Below are 22580 nucleotides of genomic sequence, written 5' to 3' on the forward strand. Positions count from 1 at the left end.
GCTGCAGCGTTGTTGCTTGCCAACAGTACTTGTGCAAACGCAAGATGAGATGGCGCACAGTGGTATCCTTGTGTCCGCACGGCCTCGCCCCCGCCGGAACCCCTTAACTCTTGCTGGCAGCCACCGGCCCCGCGGTCATCCATGTCCCATCCCTCCCTTCCGGTTTCCCATGACACCAGCCGCGCACACGCGCGCCGGCACGCGTGCTCGTGCGACCTCGGGGCGCACTGGCAAACAGGCGCCGACGGCATCGTTGTCGATGTGCTGGCGCAGCCGCGGCAGCTGGCCGACGCCTTGCGCGGCACGGCGCTGGTGGACTGGCTCGCGGGCGCCCATCCGCTGGCCGGACCGGTGGCGGCGCAGGTGGCCGCGGCGATGGCGTGCGGCGTGGCGTTCCGGGAGGAGCTGGCGCTGGCGTGCGACGAAGGCGAAACGCGCCATGTCGTGATTTCGGGCCTGCCGCAGGACGGCGGTTACCGCGGCGCGATCGTCGACGTGACGGAGGCGCGCGCGCAGCTCGAGCACGCGCTGCGCGGCGAAGCGGGGCACCGCCTGCTGGTGGACAACAGCACGGACCTGATCGCCCACTGCGGGCCGGAAGGGCGTTACGTGCACATCTCGCCCTCCTACACGCGCATGATGGGCTGGACGCCGGCCGACATGGTGGGTGCGCCCGTCATCGATTTCCTCCATCCGGACGACCAGCCCGGGGCCGACGTCGCGCTGGCCGCCGTGCTGGGCGGCCAGCAGGTCAGCATCGAAGTACGCAAGCGCATGCCGGACGGCCGCTTCGTCTGGCTCGGCACCAACGCCGGGCCCGTCACCGATCCGGACACGGGACGCTGCCTGGGCGCGGTGATGATCTCGCGCGACATCACGCGCGAGAAGGAAATGGTGCGGCAGATCCGCGCCATGGCGGAGCAGAACGTGGCGCTGATCGAGAACTCGCCGGACATCATGCTGCTGCTCTCGCTGCAGGGCACGATCCTGCACGTCAACCAGTCGCTGCGCGCGGTGCTGGGCTACGAGCCGGCCGACGTGACGGGCAAGCCCGGCATGGACTTCATCCGCGCCGACGCCAGCACCGCCACGGCGGAAAAGATCATGGAGCTGAGCCGGCGCGACGGCGACTTCAGCACGACGGTCGGCTGCCGCCACAAGGACGGCACGCCGGTGCAGCTGGCGCTGTGCATGCGCCGCCCGCCCGGCAGCGACGTGATCTACGCCAGCGCGCGCGACGTCACGGAAAGCTGGCGCACCCGCCTCGCGTTGCAGAAGTCGCACGAGCATACGCGCACGCTGCTGGAAAGCATCCATGACGGCTTCTTCTCCGTCAACGAGCAGTGGCAGATCACGTACGCGAATATGCGCGCCGCCGATTTCGTCGGCGTCGATCGCGACGCCTCGATCGGCAAGATCCTGTGGGACGTGGCGCCATCCCTGTGCGCCACCGAGATCGGCGCGCGCTACCGCCGTGCGATGGCCGAGCGCCGCAGCACCAGCTTCGAACTGCCGTACGAGCCGCTGAACGCCTGGCTGAGCGAACGGGTGTATGCGCACGAGGACGGCCTGTCGGTGTTCTTCCACGACATCACGGAACGCAAGCAGGCCGAGACCCGCCTGGAACAGCTGGCCACGCGCGACACGCTGACCGGGCTGCCGAACCGCGCCTGGATCAACCGCCGCGTGGAGACGATGCTGGGCCAGCCCGGCGCCGGCCACTGTCCCACGGTGTTCTTCATCGACCTGAACCGCTTCAAGGCCATCAACGATTCGCTGGGCCACGCGACCGGGGACCGGCTGCTGCAGGAGGTGGGTCAGCGGCTGGCATCGTGCATGCGGCCGGACGACGAAGTGGCGCGCCTGGGCGGCGACGAGTTCGTGGTGGCCGCGCGCTGCGCCGACCGGGGCGCGGCGGCCGCCATCGCGGAGCGGCTGCTGGCGGTACTGCGTGCGCCGTTCCTGGTCGATGGCATGGAATTGTCGGTGGGCGCGTCGATCGGCATCGGCATGGCGGACGGTACGGACGCCTCGCCCGCGCAGTTGTTCCAGAACGCCGACACGGCCATGTACAAGGCCAAGGCCCTGGGCAATGGCTCCTACCAGTTCTTCGAGCCGGAGATGAGCACGGAGGCCAGGCGCCGGCTGACGCTGGAGCTGGCGCTGCCGCGCGCGCTGGCGCTGGGCCAGCTGGAAGTGGTGTACCAGCCGCGCATGCACCTGCGCTCCCTGACGCCATGCGGGATGGAGGCGCTGCTGCGCTGGCGCCATCCGGAGTTCGGGCCCGTGTCGCCACTGGAGTTCATCCCGATCGCCGAGGAGCGGGGCCAGATCGAGGCCATCGGCGCCTGGGTGCTGCGGGAGGCTTGCCGCTTCGCCCGCCACGTCAATGACGTGCATGGGCTGTCGCTGCGGGTGTCCGTCAACGTGTCGGCCCGGCAGTTGCGCTCGGCCGACCTCGTCGGCCACGTGGGCGAGGCCCTGGCGGCGGCCGACCTGCCGGCCGACTGCCTGGAGCTGGAGATCACGGAAAGCGCGCTGATCGAGGACGTGGCCGGGTCGGCCGCCACCTTGCGCGAGCTGAAGGCGCTGGGCATCAAGCTGTCGCTGGACGATTTCGGCACGGGCTACTCCAGCCTGTCGTACCTGAAGCGTTTCCCGGTCGATGTGCTGAAGCTGGACCGTTCGTTCCTCAGCGAGGACGAGCACGACACGGCATTCATCCGCGCGCTGGTCGGCATGGCGCACGTGCTGGGGCTGTCCGTCGTGGCCGAGGGGATCGAAACGGAGACGATGCTGGAAGCGCTGCACCATGCCCGCTGCGACGAGGGCAGGGGTATCTGTTCGCGCGGCCCTTGGGGGTGGCCGAGTTCGAGGCGTTCCTGGCCGGGTGAGCAGGAACCCCTGGTGACAGGCGCCCATCTGCCGGTCGCAGGCCGACTGACAGGTGCCTGTCGCCCGTGCCATCAGCCAGTTCGGCCCACCAGCGCGCCATGCCATGCCTCCCGCTCCGCGGGCGTGGGCGTACCGAGGTAGTGGAACTTGCCGGCGACGAGCGTGGCGACAGGCACGCCGTCGCGGAACAGCGCGCGGTTGCCCGCCAGCGCAGGCACCTTGTCGCCCGGCAGCAGGGTGCCGCACTGGTTCAGCGGATCGACGCCCGAGACCGCCACCAGGCTGCCGTCGTGCTCGCGCCGGCGCATGTCGCGCAGCAGCGCAATCGCCTCGGGCAGCGCGAACTGCTCGCCCGACAGGCCGGCGACGAAGCGTCCGCCACGGATCTCGCCGCGCGCTTCCAGGCGGTGGTAGACAGGCAGCAGCTCGCGCCAGGCGGGCAGCCAGGCCGCTTCCCGTTCCAGCAGGTGCCAGAACATGACGCCGTAGCGGCGCAACAAGGTCAGCGCGATGTGCTCCAGCGTCTCCGGCTCCGTGCGCGGGCGGCGCGACGGTGCCGGTGCGGGTGGCGCGGTGTCCGCCGAGCGTTCGACCAGCGTCACGCCATCGGCGCGCCGCACCAGTGCCCAGCGGCCCGCTTCCTCCATGGTCGGCCCGGCCCCCTTGCGACGGCGGCGGTCCATCGTGTTGCGCCTGGCCGCCGGCACCAGCATGGCGCGCAGGCCGGCGAAACTGTCCGCATTGACGAGGCCTGTCGCCACCAGCTCGCCCAGCGCGTCTTCCAGTTCGGTGCCCAGCAGGCGGGCGTCGTGCGCCAGCTCGTCGAAGAACATGGCGCCATGCCGGCGCAGCGCGTCCACCACGCGCAGCGCGCGGGCCGACAGCGCCACTTCGCCGGCGACTGCCGGCAGCGCGTGCCACAGGCCCAGCTGGCGGCGCGGCAGCAGCACCAGCGGCGTGCCGCGCACGGGACCGCCGCTGGCGCTGGCCGGCGCGCCCACCCGCGTCCAGACGATGCGACCGGCGCGACACAGTTCGTCCAGGTACAGCTGCGAATAGTCGCGCACCCGCGTTGCCAGCAGTTCGCTTTCCCACGCGCCGGCGGCCGCCTCGTAGCCTTCCAGCTGGGCCAGCACCTGGGCCAGCGCGTCGCCGCCCTGCAGGCGGGCATCCGGCGCCACGTGCTGCCACTCGAACAGGAAACGCATGAAATCGCGCCGCTCGACGGGTTCGATCTCGCGCCGCAGGTGGCGGATCGTGTAGCGGTGGATGCGCGCCAGCAGGTGGCGCTCGCACCATTGCTCGGCCGCCGCCCCCGGCGTGAACCTCCCGCGCAGCACGTAGCCTTGCGCTTCCAGCTGCGCCAGCGCGCTCGCCACCGTGCCCTCCGGCAGCCGCAGCGGCGCCGCGATGGCGGCCAATGTCTGCGGCCCGAAGCCGGACAGGCGGGCACGCAGGACTTCCACCAGCGCGGCGTCGCGCGTCCAAGGTTCGTCGCCGGCCAGTGCCAGGCGCTCCGGCACGGCCAGCGGCGGTGCCGGCACGGCGTCCGGCCAGGCCGCCTGCACGCACGTCAGCCGTTCCAGCGCCACCCACAGCCGGTCGAGCCGTGTGGCCCGGCCGCCGGCGGCCAGCGCCGCCAGCCATGCGGGCCAGCCGTCGTTCGCGGCCGCTTCGTCGACGGTGACGCAGGCCAGCGCCACCAGTGCCTCGTGCATCTCGTCGCTGTTGCGCACGGCGGGCCAGCTTTCCGTCGCGACGGACTCGATGGCGCCCGCGTCCAGCGCCCCCAGGTCGTCGGTGGACGTCGGTTCGGTCCAGCGCCGGTTCAGCACCGCCTGGGTGCGCCGTTCCTCCAGCGGTGCGTCATCGAGGAAGGCATACGGGCGCGCATTCAGGATCTCCATCGCCAGCGGCGACGGCGCCGGCAGGTCGCGTGCCAGCAGCGTGACCTGGCCCGCTTCCATGCGGCGCAGCAGCGCCAGCCAGCCTTCGGCGTCCATCGCCTCGTGCAGGCAGTCGTCCAGCGTCTGGTCCACCAGCGGATGGCTGGGAATCTCGCGCTCGCCCGCGATGTTCTCCAGGCACGCTGCCTGGTCGGGGAACACGGCGGCCAGCATGTCGTCGCTCTTCATGCGCATCAGCTGCGGCGCCACCTTGCGCCCGCCGGCGAAGCGGGGCAGGGCCAGCGCCGTGGTGGCGTTCCAGCGCCAGCGCACGTTGAACAGCGGCGCATCCAGCAATGCCTGCACCAGCACGTGCTGCGCGCTGTTCGAGCGCAGGTAGCGCCACACCTCGTCGAGCGGGAAACTGTGGCTGTCCGACAGGGACAGCACGATCGCATCCTCCGTCGCGGCGGCCTGCAGCTCGAAGTTGAACGTGCGGCAGAAGCGCTTGCGCAGCGCCAGCCCCCAGGCCCGGTTGATGCGGCTGCCATAGGGCGAGTGCAGCACCAGCTGCATGCCGCCCGATTCGTCGAAGAAGCGCTCCAGCACCAGCGTGGCCGCGGTGGGCAGCGCGCCCAGCGCGGCGCGGGCGCGTGCCAGGTACTCGACGATCTGGCGCGCCGCGTCGTCGTCCAGGCCCAGGTGTTCAAACAGCCACTGCACGGCATGCTCGATGGCGGCGGCGCCGTCGTCGCGCTCACCCAGCAGGCGGTCGATCTCGCCGCGCAGGCGCGCCACGCCCAGCGACAGCTCGTCGCTGCGCCCGGGCGCTTCGCCCAGCCAGAACGGGATGTTGGGTGCGGCGCCGCGGGCATCCTCGACACGCACCTTGCCCGCTTCCACGCGCAGGATGCGGTATGACGTGTTCCCCAGCTGGAACACGTCGCCGGCCAGGCTTTCGACCGCGAAGTCCTCGTGCACGGTGCCCACGTTCAGGCCGGCCGGTTCCAGCAGGACCGTGAAGTCGGCGTTGTCGGGGATCGTCCCGCCCGACATCACGGCGGCCAGCTTGCCGCCGCGCCGGCCGCGCACCGTGCCGCTGACGGTATCGCGGTGCAGCCAGGCGCCGCGCACGCCCTGGCGGCTGTAGTAGCCCTCGACCAGCATGCGCAGCACGGCCTCGAAGCGCTCGCGCGGCAGGGCCGCATAAGGCGTGGCGCCCCGTATCAGGTCGAACAGCGCGTCCTCGCCCCATTCGCGCAGGCCCGCTTCGGCCACGATCTGCTGCGCCAGCACGTCCAGCGGCGCGACGGGGATGCGCAGCGCGTCGAGTTCGTCGCGGCGCACGCAGTCCAGCAGTGCCGCGCATTCGATCAGGTCGTCGCGCGACGTGGGGAACAGCCGCCCCTTCGGCAGGCCGCCAACGTGGTGGCCGGAGCGGCCGACCCGCTGCAGGAAGGCGGCGATGCTGCGCGGCGAGCCGACCTGGCACACCAGGTCGACGTCGCCGATGTCGATGCCCAGCTCCAGCGAGGCCGTGGCGATCAGCATACGCAGCTCGCCCCGCTTCAGGCGCTGCTCGGCGTCCAGGCGGAACTCCTTGGCCAGGCTGCCGTGGTGCGCCGTCACGTGTTCGGCACCCAGGCGGTCGCCCAGGTGGCGCGCCATGCGCTCCGCCATCCGGCGCGTATTGACGAAGACGAGGGTGGTGCGGTGCAGCGCGGCCAGTTCCGCCAGCCGGTCGTAGACCCGGTCCCACACCTCGTTCGGCATCACGGCCTCCAGCGGCACGGGCGGCAGCTCCAGGCCCAGGTCGCGCTCCCGCACGTGGCCGACATCGACGATGGCACACGGCCGCTCCGCGCCGGCCAGGAACTGCGCGACGACGGCGATGGGTTTCTGGGTGGCGGACAGGCCGATGCGTACCGCCGGCCGGGCCAGCAGTGCGTCGAGCCGTTCCAGGCTGAGCGCCAGGTGGCTGCCGCGCTTGCCGCCGGCCACCGCATGGATCTCGTCGACGATGACGGTGCGCACGGTGGCCAGCATGGCGCGGCCGGAGTCGCTGCCCAGCAGCACGTACAGCGATTCCGGGGTCGAGACCAGGATATGGGGCGGGCGCCTGCGCGCCGCGTTGCGCTCGGCCTGCGGGGTGTCGCCCGTGCGCACGGCGCTGCGGATGCCGTGCGGCGGCAGGTCCAATGCGGCCAGTTGCGCATCGATCCCCTCCAGCGGGGCCAGCAGGTTGACGCGGATGTCGTTCGACAGCGCCTTCAGTGGCGACACGTACAGTACGCGCGTCTCGTCCGGCAGCGGCGCTTGGGCGCTTTCGCGCACCAGCGCGTCGATGGCGGCCAGGAACGCCGTCAGTGTCTTGCCCGAGCCCGTGGGCGCGGCGATCAGCGTGGTGCGGCCGGCCTGCACCAGCGGCCAGGCGCGCCGCTGGGCCTCGGTGGCGCCGGCAAAGGCGGCGCGGAACCACGCCGCGACGGCGGGGTGGAAATCGTGCAGCGGGTCCGGCGCCATCGCCTCAGCGGTCGTGGAATTCGCCCGCGTTGGCGAACAGGTCCCACGTGGCGATGAACAGGGCCGCGATCACGGGCCCGATGACGAAGCCGTTCAGGCCGAACAGCGCCATGCCGCCGATGGTGGACAGCAGCACCACGTAGTCGGGCAGCTTGGTGTCCTTGCCGACCAGGATGGGGCGCAGCAGGTTGTCCACCAGGCCGATCACCATGACGCCATAGACGATCAGGCCCACCCCCTGCCACACCGACCCCGTGACGAGGAAGTAGATGGCGACGGGACCCCAGATGATGGCGGCGCCGACGGCGGGCAGCAGCGACAGGAACGCCATCACGACGCCCCACAGCAGGGGGCCGGGCACGTCGAGGAACCAGAACGCCATCCCGCCCAGCGCGCCCTGGGCCAGGGCGACGAGGATGTTGCCCTTGACGGTGGCGCGGATGACGGTGATGAAGTTCTGGAACAGCGGCTCCTTGTAGCGCTCGCTGAGCGGCACGGCGCTGCGGATCTTGGCGGACAGCGTCTGGCCGTCGCGGAACAGGAAGAACAGCAGGTACAGCATGACCGTCACGCTGACCATGAAGTCGAGGGCGTTGCGGCCGACATTGATGGCGTACTTGGCGGTGGCCTGGCTGATCTGGGCGGCGGCGGCCGTCAGCTTGGCCTCCAGCGTGGCCAGGCTGGTCAGCTCGAAGCGCTCCAGCAGCCCCAGCGCCCAGGACGGCATGCCGTTGATGGCGCGCTGGAACATGGTGCCGAAATTGATCTGGCCCGACTCGATCATCGCGTACACGGCGGCGGCCTGGTCCACCAGCGAGATGGCGATCAGGGTCACGGGCAGGATCACCATCAGCAGGATCAGCAGCAGGGCGATCAGCGCGGAGGCGGTCGGCTTGTTGCCGCTGACCTCCAGCAGGCGGTAATGCAGGGGCGCGAACACGATCGCGAACACGACACCCCAGAAGATGGCGCCCGCGAACGGACTGAGGATCCAGATGAAGGCCAGGGTGACGAGGCCGAGCAGCAGCAGGAACGAGTTTTGCGGCAGGGTGAATTGCTTCATGGGGCTCCAAAGGACAATATTGCTTACGTTGCCACATGATAGACGATCCCACGGCCCGGCCCGGTCATGCACGTGCGGAATGGCCGCGTGTGCGTGTACGCGACACTTTGGCAGAGCGTCCTTGATGTTTTGCTTTGCTCGGCTAGATTACAGTGACCGGCTAGCAGAACGCATCCGACGCCACCCGGCGGCGCTGGCGGAAGGGAGGTGCCGTGCTGTCCAGTCCTTGCGCCCACGTGGTGCCCGCCGCACTGCTGGGGTTGTCGCTGTTGGCACTGCCGAGCATCGCGCAGCCGGCTCCCTGTCCGGCCGGCACGGTGGTGCGGACGGCGGCGGCCAACGACAATGTCTGCGTCAGCCCGGCCAGCCGGCGCCGTGCCGCGGCCGACAACGCGCGTGCGCCGCTGCTGTGGGTCAGCGGACCGTTCGGGCCCAAGACCTGCGCGCAGGGCTTTGTCTGGCGCGAGGCGTTTGCCGCCGATACCACGTGCGTGACGACAGCCGTGCGGGAAGAAACCCTGCAGGAAAACGCGGGGCCGCGCGGAGACCTGCCGCCGTGAGCCCGCGTCTTTTCGTGCTGATCGGCGCCCTGGCGCTGCTGTCGCTGTGGCACGGCACGGCGGGTGGCGTCAACGAGACGCCGGCGCGCTTCGGCGCGGCCGCCACCGATGGCACGATCGCGCGCGACGGCATCGCGGCGCGCGCCTACGTGCTGCACCGGGCCATGGCGTGTGGCAACGAATTCGCGTTCGCGCGCGGTTTCGCGCTGGCCAGCCGGCGTGGCAAGGCATTCGATGCGCCGGTACCGAACCTGGCTCAGTGGCCCGTCACGCTGATGCTGGGCAAGGCCGCGCTGCTGGCCGACCGGTCGCACCGGGCGTGGGACTGCGAGATGTTCCTGAGCGGCGCGGAGGTGCGGCGCGACTGGCTGCCGCTGACCTCGGATGGCGTCGCCCATCAGGGCGAAACGGACCACGACATCGTCAACCGGGTATATCTTGAGCTGTACGACAGCGCGGCGGGCGTCAGCGGTGCCGCCTGTGCCGGGGTCGCGCGCGAAAAGGAGGGGGAGATGGTCGGCCTGCGCCTCAGCCAGGAGTGCCTGGCCCGGCAGATCCGCGCCGTCATGACCCATCCACGCCACGGCCCCTGGACGGAGGAGGGCGGCGTCGTCACGCCAGAGCTGGCGGGCACCAGCGCCGGCAAGCTGCCGTGCCTGTCCGAGTTCACGTTCAAGCTGGAGGGGCTGAACGGCGACTGGGACATGGCCGTCATCGAGTACACGCGCCTGGCGGCGCTGCTGCTCCGCTTCGGCCGTTCCACCTTGCCGATCGGCGAGGACGTCGCGGCGGCCGTCGCGGTGCTCAACCGCCGCTTCCTGACCTTGCGCAGCAGTCCGGAACAGGGCGCGACCGCGCGCGAGGTGTTCAATCTCGTCACCAGCTGCGGCAACCTGCCCAACCAGTATGGCGCCGCCATCGACACGGTCAACGGCACGGGCGCCGACCCCGGCAGCTATTCGGAGGCGGCCAGCGATGCGCTCGGCAAGAAGTCGTTCTGGGACAGCCTGTGGCGCTTCCTGGCCGCGCTGGTGATCGTCGTGGTGTTCCTGCTGGCCGCGGCGCTGGTGGGGATCATCGCCGGGGCCATCGCGGGCGCGCTGGCGGGCGCGGTGGGCGTGGGCGTGGCGGTGGCCGTCGCCGTCGGCGCCGTCGTGCTGATCACGTTTGCCGGCGGCGGCATCGAGGAAACGGAAAACCACCTGCTGATGCAGAACTCGTCGCGCTATGTGAAGAACAAGCTGATGATGGCCGAGCTCAGCGCGCAGGACGAGCGCAAGGGGTTCGATACCATCGCGGAACTGAACGAGGAGCTGCGCGTCTGGCTGCTGATGCGGATGCAGCGCATCGTGCGCGAGGAGTTCGTCGAGTACAACGCCAAGCCGTACAACCGCTTCAGCCATGCGGCCATCCTGAACCTGCTCGACTACGCATGCGACGTGTCGTGGGACTACGAGTCGAGCCGCTTCATCCTGCACAGCGACCGCGCATGCGACGTCAAGGACCAGCCTGTCGTGGACGCGGCGGCCGCGCTGCTGGACCTGTCGGCGGCCAAGCTGGCGGTCGGCTCGCTGGAAGGACGCCGCCTGATTCCCTACCGCCGGCTGGCCGAGGAAAACTATGTCTACTACCGGGGCCGTTCGCTCCTCGAACTGGGCGCCGGCGCCGACAACCAGCTGGCTGCCCTGCAGGTATGGACAGGGCAGATGCGCCATGCGCCGGACCAGGAGGCCAAGCCATATACGTTCGGCCAGCTGGTGTGGTTCTCGACGTCGCAATACCGCCCCGACCCGATGATCCTCGCTATCGCGGTCGACAAGACGGTCGGGCGCGAACAGCAGTACCGCCACCACACGCGCGAGCGCTATGCCAGCGGCAATGGCTGGCTGATCACCGCTGGCGGCAGCAACGAGGAACCGGCGCAGGGGTTCCGCTCGCCCTTGGGATTCACGATCTATCCGCCGATCAGCGGGGACGTCGTCAACGACCGCGGCGTGGGCGTGCCGACGACGCTGATGACGGCGGCGCCCGTGATGGGGGCGGACGGCAAGGCGCTGGACCGGGCCCGCGTCAAGCAGTTCCTGCGTTTCGACGGCAAGGAAGTCGACTGGGGCCTGCTGGACGAGAAAAGCGAGCCCACGGGCCTGAAGACGGGCAAGCCGATGTGGTCCTTCTCCGACAACCACTGCGTGGCGGGCTCGTTCGCGTGTGGACTGCGGCCGCGCATGCCGGAGGATTTCGATCCGAACACCTGCGGCGCGCGCACCCTGGCGCGCCATTTCGTCGTCGTCGATTCGACCCGGTGCAGCGCGTTCAACGACCGCGACGGCGTGGCGGCGAACGACCTGTTCATCGCGATCTACCGCAGTCCACAGGGCTGGGGTTTCTTCGAAGTGGCCCAGCAGGATGCCTATGGCCGCTCGCTCGACGTCTTCGTCAATGAACTCAAGCGGGAGAACGGTGGCCGGTTCGCGGCCTGGGCAGCGGCCAGGGCCGGCGACCGGGTCGAGTACTTTGCCGTGACGCAGAAGCGCCTGCTGACGTTCACGCCGGCGCACGAGGCGTTCGGCGCCGACCGGCGCGCTTGCGGTGTCGTCAACCACGAAAGCGGTGCCCGCTTCACCATCAGCAATGTCGCGGCGACCCAGGCCGCCAACTGCCGCTCGGTGGGGCCGCGCATCTTCATCGACCTGAACGACGCGCGCAATCCGGTGCGGCGGGGAGAGGCAGGGTTGGCCCTTGAACGCTATCCCCGCTAGCCATGCGTTCCGGTGGCGCCACGCACTGGCCGCGTCGATGCTGGCCTGGACGGGTGGCGCCACTGCCGCCCCGCAGGTCGTGACGGTGTGCGGCCGTGCCGATGCGCCAGGGGGCCTCAACCTGGAGACGGCCTACGCGGCCGGCGGCATCATCCAGATCCGCTGCCCACCCGGGCAGACCGAGATCGTACTGACCCGGACCTTGGCAACGCCGGCCACCGTCGAAATCGACGGCGCCGGCAAGGTGGCGCTGCGCGGCCCGGTGGCGGGCCCCTTGTTTGCCGTGGGGATGGGATTGCACCTGACGGGCGTCACGGTATCCAATCCGCGCACCGCCGCCACCGCCGGCGCGCCGAACGCGGGCAGCATCGCGGTCGGCGCCGTGCGGGGCGCGGCGATCGAGTTGCGCGGTGTCGTCACGCAGGACAGCCTGGCTGCGTACGTTGCGCGGGACCTGATGGCCCAGGACAGCACGTTTGCGCGCAATGGCGACCCGGCCCGGCCCGGCGCGTTCGCCGCCATCGTCAGCGCCGACCGCATCGCCCTGCGCAATGTCACGTTCAACGGCAACTTCGATGCCCCCATCGGCGGCGGCTCGGCGCCGATCACGGGCCAGCGCGCGCTGGCGCGCACCGTGTCGATCGTCGACAGCACCTTTACCAACAACCGCACACCATTGTTGTTGACGGATGCGATGGTGGAAATCCGCCGCACCCGCTTCCAGGGCAACGGCACGCCGCCCGGGCAGTGGGGCGCGGCATGGGGCTGCTGCGGCGGCGCGCTGACGCTGGTACGCTGCGATGCCACGCTGGCGCAGGCCACCTTCCGCGACAATGCAAGCGCCGGCTTCGGTGGCGCCATCCAGGCGCTGGGCACGCGGCTGCGCATCGAGGACAGCGTCTTCGAAGCCAACCGGGCCCGTGCCGGCGGCGCGGTCATGTCCTGGGGCCGGGCGCCGCTCCTGAATCCGTGGAGCGAGGAAGCGTGGACGGCCCAGCCGGGGCTGACCTTGTCGCGCACCCAGTTCCGCCGCAACGCCGCGCCGCTCGGGGGCGGCGCGCTGTTGTTCTCTGGCCGGGTGGACGGCGAGCAGGTGCTGTTCCGGTCGAACGAGGGCGGTGCCATCGCCGGCTGGCAGGCATTGGCCTTGCCGGCGCCGTTCGATGGCGTACTGCCCGCGTTGGCGGCCAGTACTGTCGCGCCACCGGCGGACGTGCTGGCACTGGCGCGGCCGATCCTGGTCGACAACGTGGCCGCGCTGGGGCCGGCGATTGCCGCGGGCACTGCGACGGTGGAGATCGGCAATGGGCTGGTCGCGCGCAACGGGCCGGCCGGGACAACGGGCGCGATCAATGCTGCCAGGATTGTCTTGACGAACACGACCGTTGCGGACAACCCTGCCGGCGGGCTGGCGGGACCGTCCGGGGCGGCGGGGGCGGTCAGCCTGGGCAACACGATCCTGCTGCGCAATGCGGGGTTTCAATGCGCTCCGGGCACGGCAGCGGCCGGTCTGGGCGGCAACCTGCAGTATCCGGGCAGCGACTGCGGCGGCAGCGCCAGCGCGCGCGAACCGGGTCTGGGTGGGAACTACCGTCCTGGATTGACGAGCGCGGCGCGCGACAGCGGCGTGACGGCGCTGTGCACGAGCCATGCGCTGGTGGCCAGCGTCGACCTGTTCGGCCGTGCGCGGCTGCAGCGTGGCCGCTGCGACGCCGGCGCCATCGAGGAACCGCTGCTCCAGTCCCTGGCTGCCGGGCTGGGGGCGGCAGGGGGGGCAGCCGGCCAGGCACGGCTGTTGGCGCTGCTGTTCGTGCTGGCCATCCTGCTGTTCCTGGTCGGCTTGTGGTTGAGCATGCGGCGGCGCCAACGCCGGTGCCGGCGTGCCGCGGGCTGACGGGATTGCCCTTTGGACAAAGGCCGCGAAGCGGTAGAAAGAACCGAAAAAATTTCCGCACGCAATTTAATGGCGGCGCCGGGACGGTCGTCTTGTACCTATGAGCGGGCAGCAAACTGCCCTGAACCAATACCAACCGGAGCAACATCATGCTGAGCCTGCACACCAACAACGCCGCCCTGTCCGCCCAGAACTCGCTGACCCGTACCCAGAGCCAGCTGTCGACGTCGATGACCCGCCTGTCGACCGGCTACCGTATCAATTCGGCAATGGACGACGCGGCTGGCCTGCAGATCGCCACCCGCCTGAAGACCCAGACGAGCGGCATGCAAGTGGCGATGCGCAACACGCAGAACTCGATCTCGCTGATGCAGACCGCCGAAGGCGCGCTGGACGAGACGACCAACATCCTGAACCGCATGAAGGACCTGGCAACCCAGGCTGCCGACGGTTCCTCGACGATGGACGACCAGGCTGCGATGCAGGCCGAGTTCGATTCGCTGTCGAACGAACTGGGCAACATCATGACGAACACCAAGTTCGGCGGTACCAACCTGATGACGGACGGCACCGGCAAGCTGTCGACGACGATCACGTTCCAGATCGGTTCGGACAAGGACGAAAAGATGACGGCCGATTTCACGACGGAAATGACCGCCGTGCACGCCAAGATCAAGGTGGCCGCCACGCAGTACGACGGTGCCGCCGCAACCGCCGCCGCCGCTGCCGGCACGGAAATCTCCGGCGCGGATGCCACGACCGGCGCGACCAACGCCAACACCACGATCAAGAACCTGGCGGACGCCATCGACGCGGTCGGCGCCGTGCGCTCGAAGCTGGGTGCCGTGTCGAACCGCCTGGATCACGTGTACAACAACCTGTCGAGCATCTCGACCAACACGAAGAACGCCACCGGCCGCATCATGGACGTGGACTTCGCGACGGAATCGGCGAACATGACGTCGAACCAGATGCTGCTGCAAGCCGGCACCGCCATGCTGAAGCAGTCCAACAGCCAATCGTCGCTGGTCCTGTCGCTGCTGCAATAATCCTGACGGCGTAGCAAAACCACAAAATTGGGGACAGCCTCCGATTTCCTGGCCAGCCTGGCGGGGAAATCGGAGGCTGTCCCCAATTCTTCAATTCTCACATCGCCGCCCCGGAGCAGCGCCAGGTTTGCCGTGATCCACTCGGCCGGGCAGTCCCACCTCGCCAGCGACTGCAGGCGCGCCACCGTCTCTGCAATATTAGGGACCAATTCGCAGTCCCAATTCGCACACGGTTTTCCAAGACGGTGACTGTCACCGTTTCTTTTCAGCCGGCGCGCGCTCCAGCGCGGCCACGTCGCCGCCCCGGATCAGCGCCAGGTGCGCCGTGATCCATTCGGCCGGGCGGTCCCACCACGCCAGTGCCTGCAGGCGCGCCACCGTCTCCGCATCGAAGCGTGCGCGCACGGGACGGGCCGGGTTGCCGCCCACGATCGTGTAGGGTGCCACGTCCGCCGTCACGACGGAGCGCGCCGCCACGATGGCGCCGTCGCCGATCGTCACTCCCGGCATGACCAGCACGTCGTAGCCGATCCACACGTCGTTGCCGACGACCGTGTCGCCCTTGTACGGCAGGTCGCCCGGTGCCGGACGCGCACTTTCCCAGCCATTGCCGAAAATGAAGAACGGATAGGTCGAGATGCCGTCCATCTGGTGGTTGGCACCGTTCATGATGAACTTCACGCCGCGCGCCAGCGCGCAGAACTTGCCGATGCGGAGCAAGTCGCCGATGAACGGGAAGTGATACAGCACGTTGCGCTGGAAAGCCTCGGGGCCGTCCGGATCGTCGTAATAGGTGTAGTCGCCGATGACGATATTGGGTGCGTCGACGACGTTCTTCAGGTAGCACACCTGGGGAAAGCCGGCCATCGGGCTGGGGTTGGCGGGGTCCGGTCCGTGCATGCGCCCTCCTGGCAAAAGCGCTACTGTAGCGCAAGCGCGGCAGGATTCGCCAGCAAGAACCGGAGCGCACCGGGATGGGGACGGCACTACAGTGCCATTACCTCAACCAACCGGGAGTTTTCCATGTTCGACTTCGACAACAAGGTCGCCATCGTGACCGGCGCTTCGTCCGGCGTCGGCCGCGCCACCGCGCTGCTGCTGGCCGGGCGCGGCGCCAGCGTGGTACTGAATGCCCGCCACGCCGGGCCGCTGGAGGAAACCGTGCACGCGATCCGCGCGCGCGGCGGACGCGCCGAGGCGGTGGCGGGAGATGCCGCCGACCCTGCCACGCACGAGCGCTTGATCGCGGCCGCGCAGGCGTTCGGCGGGCTCGATATCGCCATCAACAATGCCGGCATCGTGGGCCCGATCGTGCCGCTGGCCGAGCTGGCGCCGGCGCAATGGCAGGAGGTGCTGGCCGTAAACCTGACAGCCGCCTTCCTGGGCGCGCGCAGCCAGATTCCTGCCATGCTGGCGCGCGGCGGCGGTGCGCTGGTGTTCACGTCCAGCTTTGTCGGCACCAGTGTGGGGTTGCCCGGCATGACGGCGTACGGCGCGGCCAAGGCGGGGCTGATGGGACTCGTCAAGGGCATCACGGCGGACTACGCGGCGCAAGGCATCCGCGCCAACGCCGTGCTGCCGGGCGGCGTCGATACGCCGATGGGCGGGGACCAGGCCAACAAGGACCGGGCGGCAGGTCTGCATGCGCTGCGCCGCATCGCCCGGCCGGAGGAAATCGCCGCGGCGATCGCCTTCCTGGCCAGTCCCGCGGCCAGCTTCGTGGCGGGCGCGGCGCTGTTTGCGGACGGCGGCAATGCGGCGGTGAAATAGATTGGAAGGTCGTCCAGGGCAAGCATCCCGGGGCGCAGCCCGCGCGGATTGTCAGGCGCCGTCCCGCCCTCTTACTCGAAGTCTTCCGCCAGGTTCTTCCAGCCGTGCTTCTTGGCGAAGTCGGCAAACGCCTCCGGGGCTTCCAGCACGATCATCTTGCTCTCCTGCAGGCCGGCGTCGCCAAGGCCGAAGTCGGGACCCTTGTAGCCCAGCGCGCGCAGGCGCTCGACGATGGCGCGCAGCAGCACGCTGTCCTTGTGGGCGCCGTCCAGTTGCCGGGCGAAGTCCACGTAGACATCGATGATGCCGTAGCCCTCGTCGGGGATGCGGATGGCCTTGACGTCGTGCGCCTGGCCGCTGCTGTCGGCGGCCTTGAAGGGGCCGGACAGTAAGATGTCGGTATCGTTGCTCATGGCGCCAGCATAACAGCTACGGCGATCGCTGTCGCCTGTGCGAGGCGTGCTGCGTGCGCAGCCGGGACCGTGCCGCCGACGCTCCCGCACCCCTTCCGCGCCAACGGTCGACAACCGCCCGCGAAGCCAGCGTCCACCGCGCGCAGCTGCAGATGCTGTCCAGCATCATACAACGATGCCACAATGTCGTATTGACAATGGCTTTGGAGAGGTGTTCATGGACTACAGACGCGAAATCGACGGATTGCGGGCGCTGGCAATATTGCCGGTGATACTGTTTCACGCCGGTTTTGGTGTGGTCAGCGGAGGATTCGTCGGCGTCGACGTGTTCTTCGTGATCAGCGGTTACCTGATCACGACGATCGTCCTTGCCGAACTGGCGCGGGGAGATTTTTCGATCGCCGGATTCTATGAACGCCGGGCCCGGCGCATCCTGCCGGCGATGTTCGTCGTCATCCTGCTGTGCCTGCCCGTCGCCTGGGTCATGCTCGATCCGTTCGAGATGAAGGAGTTCAGCCAGAGCATCTTCGCCACCTCGCTGTTCTCGTCCAACTTCTATTTCTTCCTGAAGACGGGCTACTTCGACATCTCCGCCGAACTGAAGCCCCTGCTGCACACCTGGAGCCTGGCCGTCGAGGAACATTACTACATCTTGTTCCCGCTGGCGATCATGCCCCTGTGGAAGCATGGCCGCAAGCTGATCCCGCCCGTGTTCGCGACGATCTTCGCGGCCAGCCTGCTGTTCGCGCAGTGGGGCATCATGTACCACCCGTCGATGGCCTTCTACCTGCTGCCGGCCCGGGCATGGGAAATCATGCTGGGAACGCTGTGCGCGATTGTGCTGTCGCGCAATGGAGAGCGCAAGCTGGCGGCCCCGCCGTGGGCCGAGCAACTGGCCAGCCTGGCTGGCCTCGTGCTGATCGTCGGCGCCGTCCTTGCCTTCGACGGCAAGACGCTGGCACCGGGTCCCGCGATGCTGGTGCCCACCGTGGGCGCCGCCCTGGTCATCCTGTTCGCCCGTCCGGGCACGCTGGCGCACCAACTGCTGGGGCTGCGTGCGTTCGTACTGATCGGCCTGGTGTCATACAGTGCCTACCTGTGGCACCAGCCCGCGTTGGCGTTCTACCGCCTTTACTTCGTCGACGATCCGTCCCATACCGTCGCCATCGCCCTGATCGTGGCCGTGTTCGTGCTGGCCTACCTGACCTACCGCCTGGTCGAGACGCCATTTCGTGCCCGCGGCGCGCTGCGGCTGACCCGCCGGCAGGTGTTCGCCTTTGCCCTGATCGGCCTGGTGGCGATGGCGGCCGTCGGTTTCAGCGGCCACCACTGGCGCGGCTTTCCGGGCCGCAATGTGCAGACGCTGCGCCTGGGCCAGAATGGCGGCCTGTCGTTCGCGTGCTCCGGCGCCGACCTGGACGATGCGCGCTGCAAGTCCAAGGCAGATCCGAAAGTCATCCTGTGGGGCGACAGCTACGCCATGCACCTGGGCCAGGCGCTGGCGGATGTCTACCGCGACCAGGGCCTGTGGCAGATGACGCTGTCGTCCTGCCCGCCGGTGCCGGGCTTCCTGGATGCGCCGGTGAAGGCGGCGGTGACGTGCGACAAGTTCAACGACCGTGTCATCGAGAAGCTGCGCACGCTGCCGCATCCGGAAGCATATACGGTCGTGATCTCGAGCATGTCGAACCTGGCGGCACCGCTGTACCGGCCGATGTCGTCCAATACCTTCGACGAGCTGTCGAAACGGGGCTACAAGCTGGTGCTGGTCTCGCAAACGCCGCGCTATCGCGGCACGAAAAGATGCCTGAAGATGCACATCCGCAGCGATGGCGACTTCTCGTCGTGCACGTTCGACTTCAACCAGGCGGACAACCGGTCGTTCTTCGACCAGTTGCGCGCGTTCTCGGCCACGCACAATGCGCAATTCGTCGACCTGTCCCGGCTGTTCTGCGACGACAGCCAGCGCTGCTCGATCCAGAAGGACGGCGTCCTGCTGGTACGCGATATCGGCCACATGTCGACGGAGTCGACCGGCAAACTGGCCGCGTTTCTGCGCAGCCAGTTGCAGCCGACCGGGCGGGTGGCCGGTGCGCCGCCGTCGGCCGGCGTCCCCGCGGCACAGGCGCGCTGACGCGACCGGCTGGCGGTGGCTGTCCACCGTCAGCCGAGGTATAGTGCAACTTCGATCATTCCGATGGGGGTTGCGTGAACCAGACTCTGCTCCACTTGGCGGCCGCCGCGTCGCTTGTCCTTGCCCTGCCTCTCTGCTGCGGCGCCCAGACGCAGCCGGACCTGCCGCTGAAAACCCAGGTCCGCACCGGCGTCGAGCGCATGTATCCGTGGCTCGACGGCATCTACAAGGACTTGCACGCCCATCCCGAAATCGCTTTCCAGGAAGTGCGCACGGCCGCCAGGCTGGCCGCCGAGATGCGCAAGCTGGGCTTCGACGTGACGGAGAAAGTAGGCAAGACGGGCATCGTGGCCGTGCTGCGCAACGGCGCCGGGCCAACGGTGCTGGTGCGCACGGAACTGGACGGCCTGCCGATGGAAGAGAAGACCGGCCTGCCGTACGCGAGCCGGGCCCGCGCCACCAGCGAGGGGCGCGACAGCTTCGTCACGCACAGCTGCGGCCACGACATCCACATGGCCGGCTGGCTGGGCGCGGCCCGCACGCTGGTCGAGCTGAAAAGTCAGTGGCAGGGGACGCTCGTCTTCATCGGCCAGCCGGCCGAGGAGATCACCTCGGGCGCCCGGGCGATGCTGGAGGACGGGCTGTTCAAACGCTTCCCCAAGCCGGACTACGCGTTCGCGCTGCACTCGTGGCCGCTGGCGCACGGCACGGTGGGCTACAACAGCGGCCCGGTCTCGTCCAACTCGGACGGCCTGGAGATCGTCTTCAAGGGCCGCGGCGGGCATGGCTCGGCGCCGGACAAGGCGCTCGACCCGATCGCCATCGCGGCGCGCTTCGTCGTCGACGTGCAGACGGTGATCAGCCGCGAAAAGGACCCGAAGGAATTCGGCGTCGTCACGATCGGCGCGATCAATGGCGGCACGGTCGGCAATATCATCCCGGACAGCGTCGTGGTACGGGGCACGATCCGTTCCTACAGCCCCGAAGTACGGGCCAAGCTGGTCGAGGGCGTACGGCGCGTTGCCAACGCGTCCGCCGCCATGGCGGGCGCGCCGGCGCCGGACGTGCAACTGGCAGCGGGGGGCGCGGCCATCGTCAACGACGAGGCGCTGGTGCGGCGCACGGAGCTGGTGTTCCAGGATGCCTTCGGCAAGGCCAACGCCCAGCGCATGCCGGCGATGACGGCCAGCGAGGACTTTTCCCAATTCGCCAACCAGGGCATCCCGTCGATGTTCTTCTTTACGGGCGTGTACGATCCGAAGGACGTCGCCGAGGCCCAGCGGCCGGGCGGGAAGCCGGTCGCCTTCAATCACTCGCCGTTCTACGCCCCGGTCCCCGAACCCTCGATCAAGACAGCTGCCCAGGCGATGAGCTTGGCGGTACTCAACGTACTGAAGCGCTGACGGCCGGGCCTCACTGCGGGGGCAGGCGCCGAAGCGACGTATCGCGGCCGAGCCCGCGTCCCGTTTCGGGGCAGGCACCAAGATGAGACACGAGCCCGGCCGTAGGCTGTCGGCACTGCGGCCGGGGCCGTGTCCCACCGCGGGGTCAGGCACCGCAGCGAGACACGAACTCGGCCGCAGTCGCGCCGCTGCAAGATTGCTATGTGAACTTCAGGAAATTTTGCCATTACGGCAACCGCGTCGTCTTTGGTAGCGCTATAATGCCGCGCAGGAGTGTTGCCTGCATGACATGATTGCGCGAGGCCTGACGGGCGCCGCCGCTCATCCGGATGATTTTTGTTGCCCCATGTTAGCGCACTGGGGCGGCTTGAGGCATCGTGTCCGGTGCAGATGCAGGCAGAAAGAGCGACAGCCTGACCGCACGGACGGCACCCATCGGCGGGCTGGACGGGTGCGGGCGGTTGTCTTGATTGGCGAATTAAAACAACTATCACCCGATGAACACTTTCTCTACCCTCGACTCGGTCGTTTTCCTCGTCTATTTCGTCATCGTCGCGGCCTACGGCCTGTGGGTCTACTACCGGCGCAAGAAGACCACGTCCGGCCAGGCCTCGCATGACTACTTCCTGGCCGAAGGCTCGCTGACGTGGTGGGCCATCGGCGCTTCGCTGATCGCGTCCAATATCTCGGCCGAACAGTTCATCGGCATGAGCGGCTCCGGCTTCAAGATCGGCATGGCCATTGCCGTGTACGAGTTGATGGCAGCTGCCACGCTCGTCATCGTCGCCGTGTTCTTCATGCCCGTCTACCTGAAGAACCGCATCTACACGATGCCCCAGTTCCTCGAACAGCGCTACGGCAAGGCGGTGGCGACGACGATGGCGCTGTTCTGGCTGGGCCTGTACGTGGTGGTGAACCTGACGTCGATCCTGTACCTGGGCGCGCTGGCCATTTCCAGCGTTGCCGGACTGAACGTCTTCGCCTGCATGCTGTTCCTGGCCGTGTTCGCGGCCGTCATCACGCTGGGCGGCATGAAGGTGATCGGCTATACGGACGTGATCCAGGTGCTGTGCCTGGTTGTCGGCGGCCTGGTGACGACGTGGATCGCGCTGGACCTCGTCGCGGCACTGGCCGGTGGGCAGGGCGCCATTGCCGGCGCCAGCGAGCTGTTCAAGCGGGCCGGCAGTCACTTCGACATGGTGCTGGCACGCGACAACCCCAACTACATGGACCTGCCGGGCCTGTCGACCCTGATCGGCGGCATGGTGATCGTCAACCTGAACTACTGGGGCTGCAACCAGTACATCACCCAGCGCGCGCTGGGCGCGGACCTGCCGACGGCGCGCAAGGGCCTGCTCTTTGCCGCCTTCCTGAAACTGCTGATGCCCGTGATCGTCGTGTTGCCGGGCATCGCGGCCTTCGCGCTGGACAAGTCCGGCGCGCTGGGCGATTCGTTGCGTGCCGGTGGCGAGCTCAATCCCGACCGCGCCTACCCGACCTTGCTGGCGCTGCTGCCGTCCGGCCTGAAGGGCGTGGCGTTTGCCGCGCTGACGGCGGCGGTGGTGGCCTCCCTGGCCGGCAAGGCCAACAGTATCGCGACCATCTTCACGCTCGATATCTACAAGCAGCATTTCAACCGCGAAGCCTCCGAGCAGCGCATGGTCTGGATCGGCCGGGTGAGCGTCATCGTCGCCATCGCGCTGGCCGTGCTGATCGCACCGTTCCTCGGCATCGACAAGAAGGGCGGCTTCCAGTACATCCAGGAATACACGGGCTTCGTGTCGCCGGGCATCCTGGCCATGTTCCTGCTGGGCTTCTTCTGGCGCCACACGACACCGGCCGCCGCCATGTTCGCCACCATCGGCGGCCTGGTGTTCTCGATTGTCCTGAAATTCCTGCCGGGAATGATGGACCTGTCGTTCCTGGCCCCGATCGGCTTTGCGGTCGACAACGGCACCGGCCTGTACGAGATCCCGTTCCTGGACCGGATGTTCATCGTGTTCTGGGTGGTCGTCGCCGGCATGGTGCTGATCAGCAAGCTGGGCAAGCAGGACGGGACCGTGCGCCGCATGCAGGTGGACCGGGCGCTGTTCCGCGTGGACGGCGGCTTCGCGCTGGGCGCGGCAGTCATCTGCGTGCTGCTGGCGCTGATTTACGGCATCCTGTGGTGACCTGACCTTGGCGCGCACGCTCTGGCGTGCGACCCGCCACGCTGTTTTGTTTAGACTGGC

At 68.7% G+C, this 22580-nt stretch carries 13 protein-coding genes; 9 read left to right on the plus strand and 4 right to left on the minus strand.

Going from position 1 to position 22580, the window contains the following annotated elements; all coding sequences use genetic code 11:
* Positions 1 to 141: 141 nt before the first annotated feature.
* Positions 142 to 3036, plus strand: a complete 2895-nt coding sequence (locus tag PX653_RS06020; RefSeq protein ID WP_277417007.1) for a sensor domain-containing protein — start codon at positions 142 to 144, stop codon at positions 3034 to 3036.
* On the opposite strand, the gene PX653_RS06025 is transcribed toward PX653_RS06020, so the two are convergent.
* Both PX653_RS06025 and PX653_RS06030 read right to left on the minus strand, forming a co-directional pair.
* Positions 2967 to 7304: a DEAD/DEAH box helicase gene (locus PX653_RS06025; RefSeq protein ID WP_277417008.1), complete on the minus strand. Its 4338-nt coding sequence runs from the start codon at positions 7302 to 7304 to the stop codon at positions 2967 to 2969. The genes PX653_RS06020 and PX653_RS06025 overlap by 70 nt on opposite strands.
* Before the next feature lie 4 nt (positions 7305 to 7308).
* A complete protein-coding gene (locus tag PX653_RS06030) occupies positions 7309 to 8367 on the minus strand; it encodes an AI-2E family transporter (RefSeq protein ID WP_277417009.1) in 1059 nt (352 codons plus the stop codon).
* Positions 8368 to 8579: 212 nt separating this feature from the next.
* On the opposite strand from PX653_RS06030, the gene PX653_RS06035 reads away from it, so the two are divergent.
* The 4 genes from PX653_RS06035 (at position 8580) to PX653_RS06050 (ending at position 14629) form a co-directional block, all read left to right on the plus strand.
* Positions 8580 to 8927 (plus strand): hypothetical protein, encoded by a 348-nt coding sequence (locus PX653_RS06035; protein ID WP_277417010.1) that lies wholly within the window; start codon positions 8580 to 8582, stop codon positions 8925 to 8927.
* Positions 8924 to 11686, plus strand: a complete 2763-nt coding sequence (locus PX653_RS06040) for a hypothetical protein (protein WP_277417011.1) — start codon at positions 8924 to 8926, stop codon at positions 11684 to 11686. The genes PX653_RS06035 and PX653_RS06040 overlap by 4 nt, the downstream gene beginning before the upstream one ends.
* Positions 11667 to 13580, plus strand: coding sequence for a hypothetical protein (locus PX653_RS06045; protein WP_277417012.1), 1914 nt, complete (start codon positions 11667 to 11669; stop codon positions 13578 to 13580). The genes PX653_RS06040 and PX653_RS06045 overlap by 20 nt, the downstream gene beginning before the upstream one ends.
* A gap of 149 nt (positions 13581 to 13729) precedes the next feature.
* Positions 13730 to 14629 carry a flagellin N-terminal helical domain-containing protein gene (locus PX653_RS06050; protein WP_277417013.1) on the plus strand — a complete coding sequence of 300 codons (900 nt, stop codon included), beginning with the start codon at positions 13730 to 13732 and terminating at the stop codon, positions 14627 to 14629.
* A 252-nt stretch (positions 14630 to 14881) separates the two neighbouring features.
* On the opposite strand, the gene PX653_RS06055 is transcribed toward PX653_RS06050, so the two are convergent.
* A complete protein-coding gene (locus PX653_RS06055) occupies positions 14882 to 15529 on the minus strand; it encodes a CatB-related O-acetyltransferase (RefSeq protein ID WP_277417014.1) in 648 nt (215 codons plus the stop codon).
* Positions 15530 to 15652: 123 nt separating this feature from the next.
* Between PX653_RS06055 and PX653_RS06060 the strand changes: the two genes are divergently transcribed.
* The gene (locus PX653_RS06060) at positions 15653 to 16399 is read left to right on the plus strand and encodes an SDR family oxidoreductase (RefSeq protein WP_277417015.1); all 747 of its coding nucleotides are present in this window, start codon (positions 15653 to 15655) and stop codon (positions 16397 to 16399) included.
* Between the two features lie 71 nt (positions 16400 to 16470).
* On the opposite strand, the gene PX653_RS06065 is transcribed toward PX653_RS06060, so the two are convergent.
* Complete coding sequence (locus tag PX653_RS06065; protein WP_277417016.1) at positions 16471 to 16812, minus strand: hypothetical protein; 342 nt, start codon at positions 16810 to 16812, stop codon at positions 16471 to 16473.
* Positions 16813 to 17029: 217 nt separating this feature from the next.
* Between PX653_RS06065 and PX653_RS06070 the strand changes: the two genes are divergently transcribed.
* The 3 genes from PX653_RS06070 (at position 17030) to PX653_RS06080 (ending at position 22520) form a co-directional block, all read left to right on the plus strand.
* Positions 17030 to 18946 (plus strand): acyltransferase family protein, encoded by a 1917-nt coding sequence (locus tag PX653_RS06070; protein ID WP_277417017.1) that lies wholly within the window; start codon positions 17030 to 17032, stop codon positions 18944 to 18946.
* A 74-nt stretch (positions 18947 to 19020) separates the two neighbouring features.
* The gene (locus tag PX653_RS06075; RefSeq protein ID WP_371876421.1) at positions 19021 to 20349 is read left to right on the plus strand and encodes an amidohydrolase; all 1329 of its coding nucleotides are present in this window, start codon (positions 19021 to 19023) and stop codon (positions 20347 to 20349) included.
* Between the two features lie 497 nt (positions 20350 to 20846).
* Positions 20847 to 22520 carry a sodium:solute symporter family transporter gene (locus tag PX653_RS06080; RefSeq protein ID WP_277417018.1) on the plus strand — a complete coding sequence of 558 codons (1674 nt, stop codon included), beginning with the start codon at positions 20847 to 20849 and terminating at the stop codon, positions 22518 to 22520.
* Positions 22521 to 22580: the final 60 nt, after the last annotated feature.

The sequence above is a fragment of the Pseudoduganella chitinolytica genome, assembly GCF_029028125.1.
Lineage (GTDB): Bacteria > Pseudomonadota > Gammaproteobacteria > Burkholderiales > Burkholderiaceae_D > Rugamonas > Rugamonas chitinolytica.

Excerpts from the sequence above, each read along its gene's own strand:
- PX653_RS06080 (WP_277417018.1), top strand. The coding sequence starts at position 20,847 with ATGAACACTTTCTCTACCCTCGACTCGGTCGTTTTCCTCGTCTATTTC.
- PX653_RS06070 (WP_277417017.1), top strand. The coding sequence starts at position 17,030 with ATGGACTACAGACGCGAAATCGACGGATTGCGGGCGCTGGCAATATTG.
- PX653_RS06065 (WP_277417016.1), bottom strand. The coding sequence starts at position 16,812 with ATGAGCAACGATACCGACATCTTACTGTCCGGCCCCTTCAAGGCCGCC.
- PX653_RS06055 (WP_277417014.1), bottom strand. The coding sequence starts at position 15,529 with ATGCACGGACCGGACCCCGCCAACCCCAGCCCGATGGCCGGCTTTCCC.
- PX653_RS06020 (WP_277417007.1), top strand. The coding sequence starts at position 142 with ATGTCCCATCCCTCCCTTCCGGTTTCCCATGACACCAGCCGCGCACAC.
- PX653_RS06025 (WP_277417008.1), bottom strand. The coding sequence starts at position 7,304 with ATGGCGCCGGACCCGCTGCACGATTTCCACCCCGCCGTCGCGGCGTGG.
- PX653_RS06060 (WP_277417015.1), top strand. The coding sequence starts at position 15,653 with ATGTTCGACTTCGACAACAAGGTCGCCATCGTGACCGGCGCTTCGTCC.
- PX653_RS06030 (WP_277417009.1), bottom strand. The coding sequence starts at position 8,367 with ATGAAGCAATTCACCCTGCCGCAAAACTCGTTCCTGCTGCTGCTCGGC.
- PX653_RS06050 (WP_277417013.1), top strand. The coding sequence starts at position 13,730 with ATGCTGAGCCTGCACACCAACAACGCCGCCCTGTCCGCCCAGAACTCG.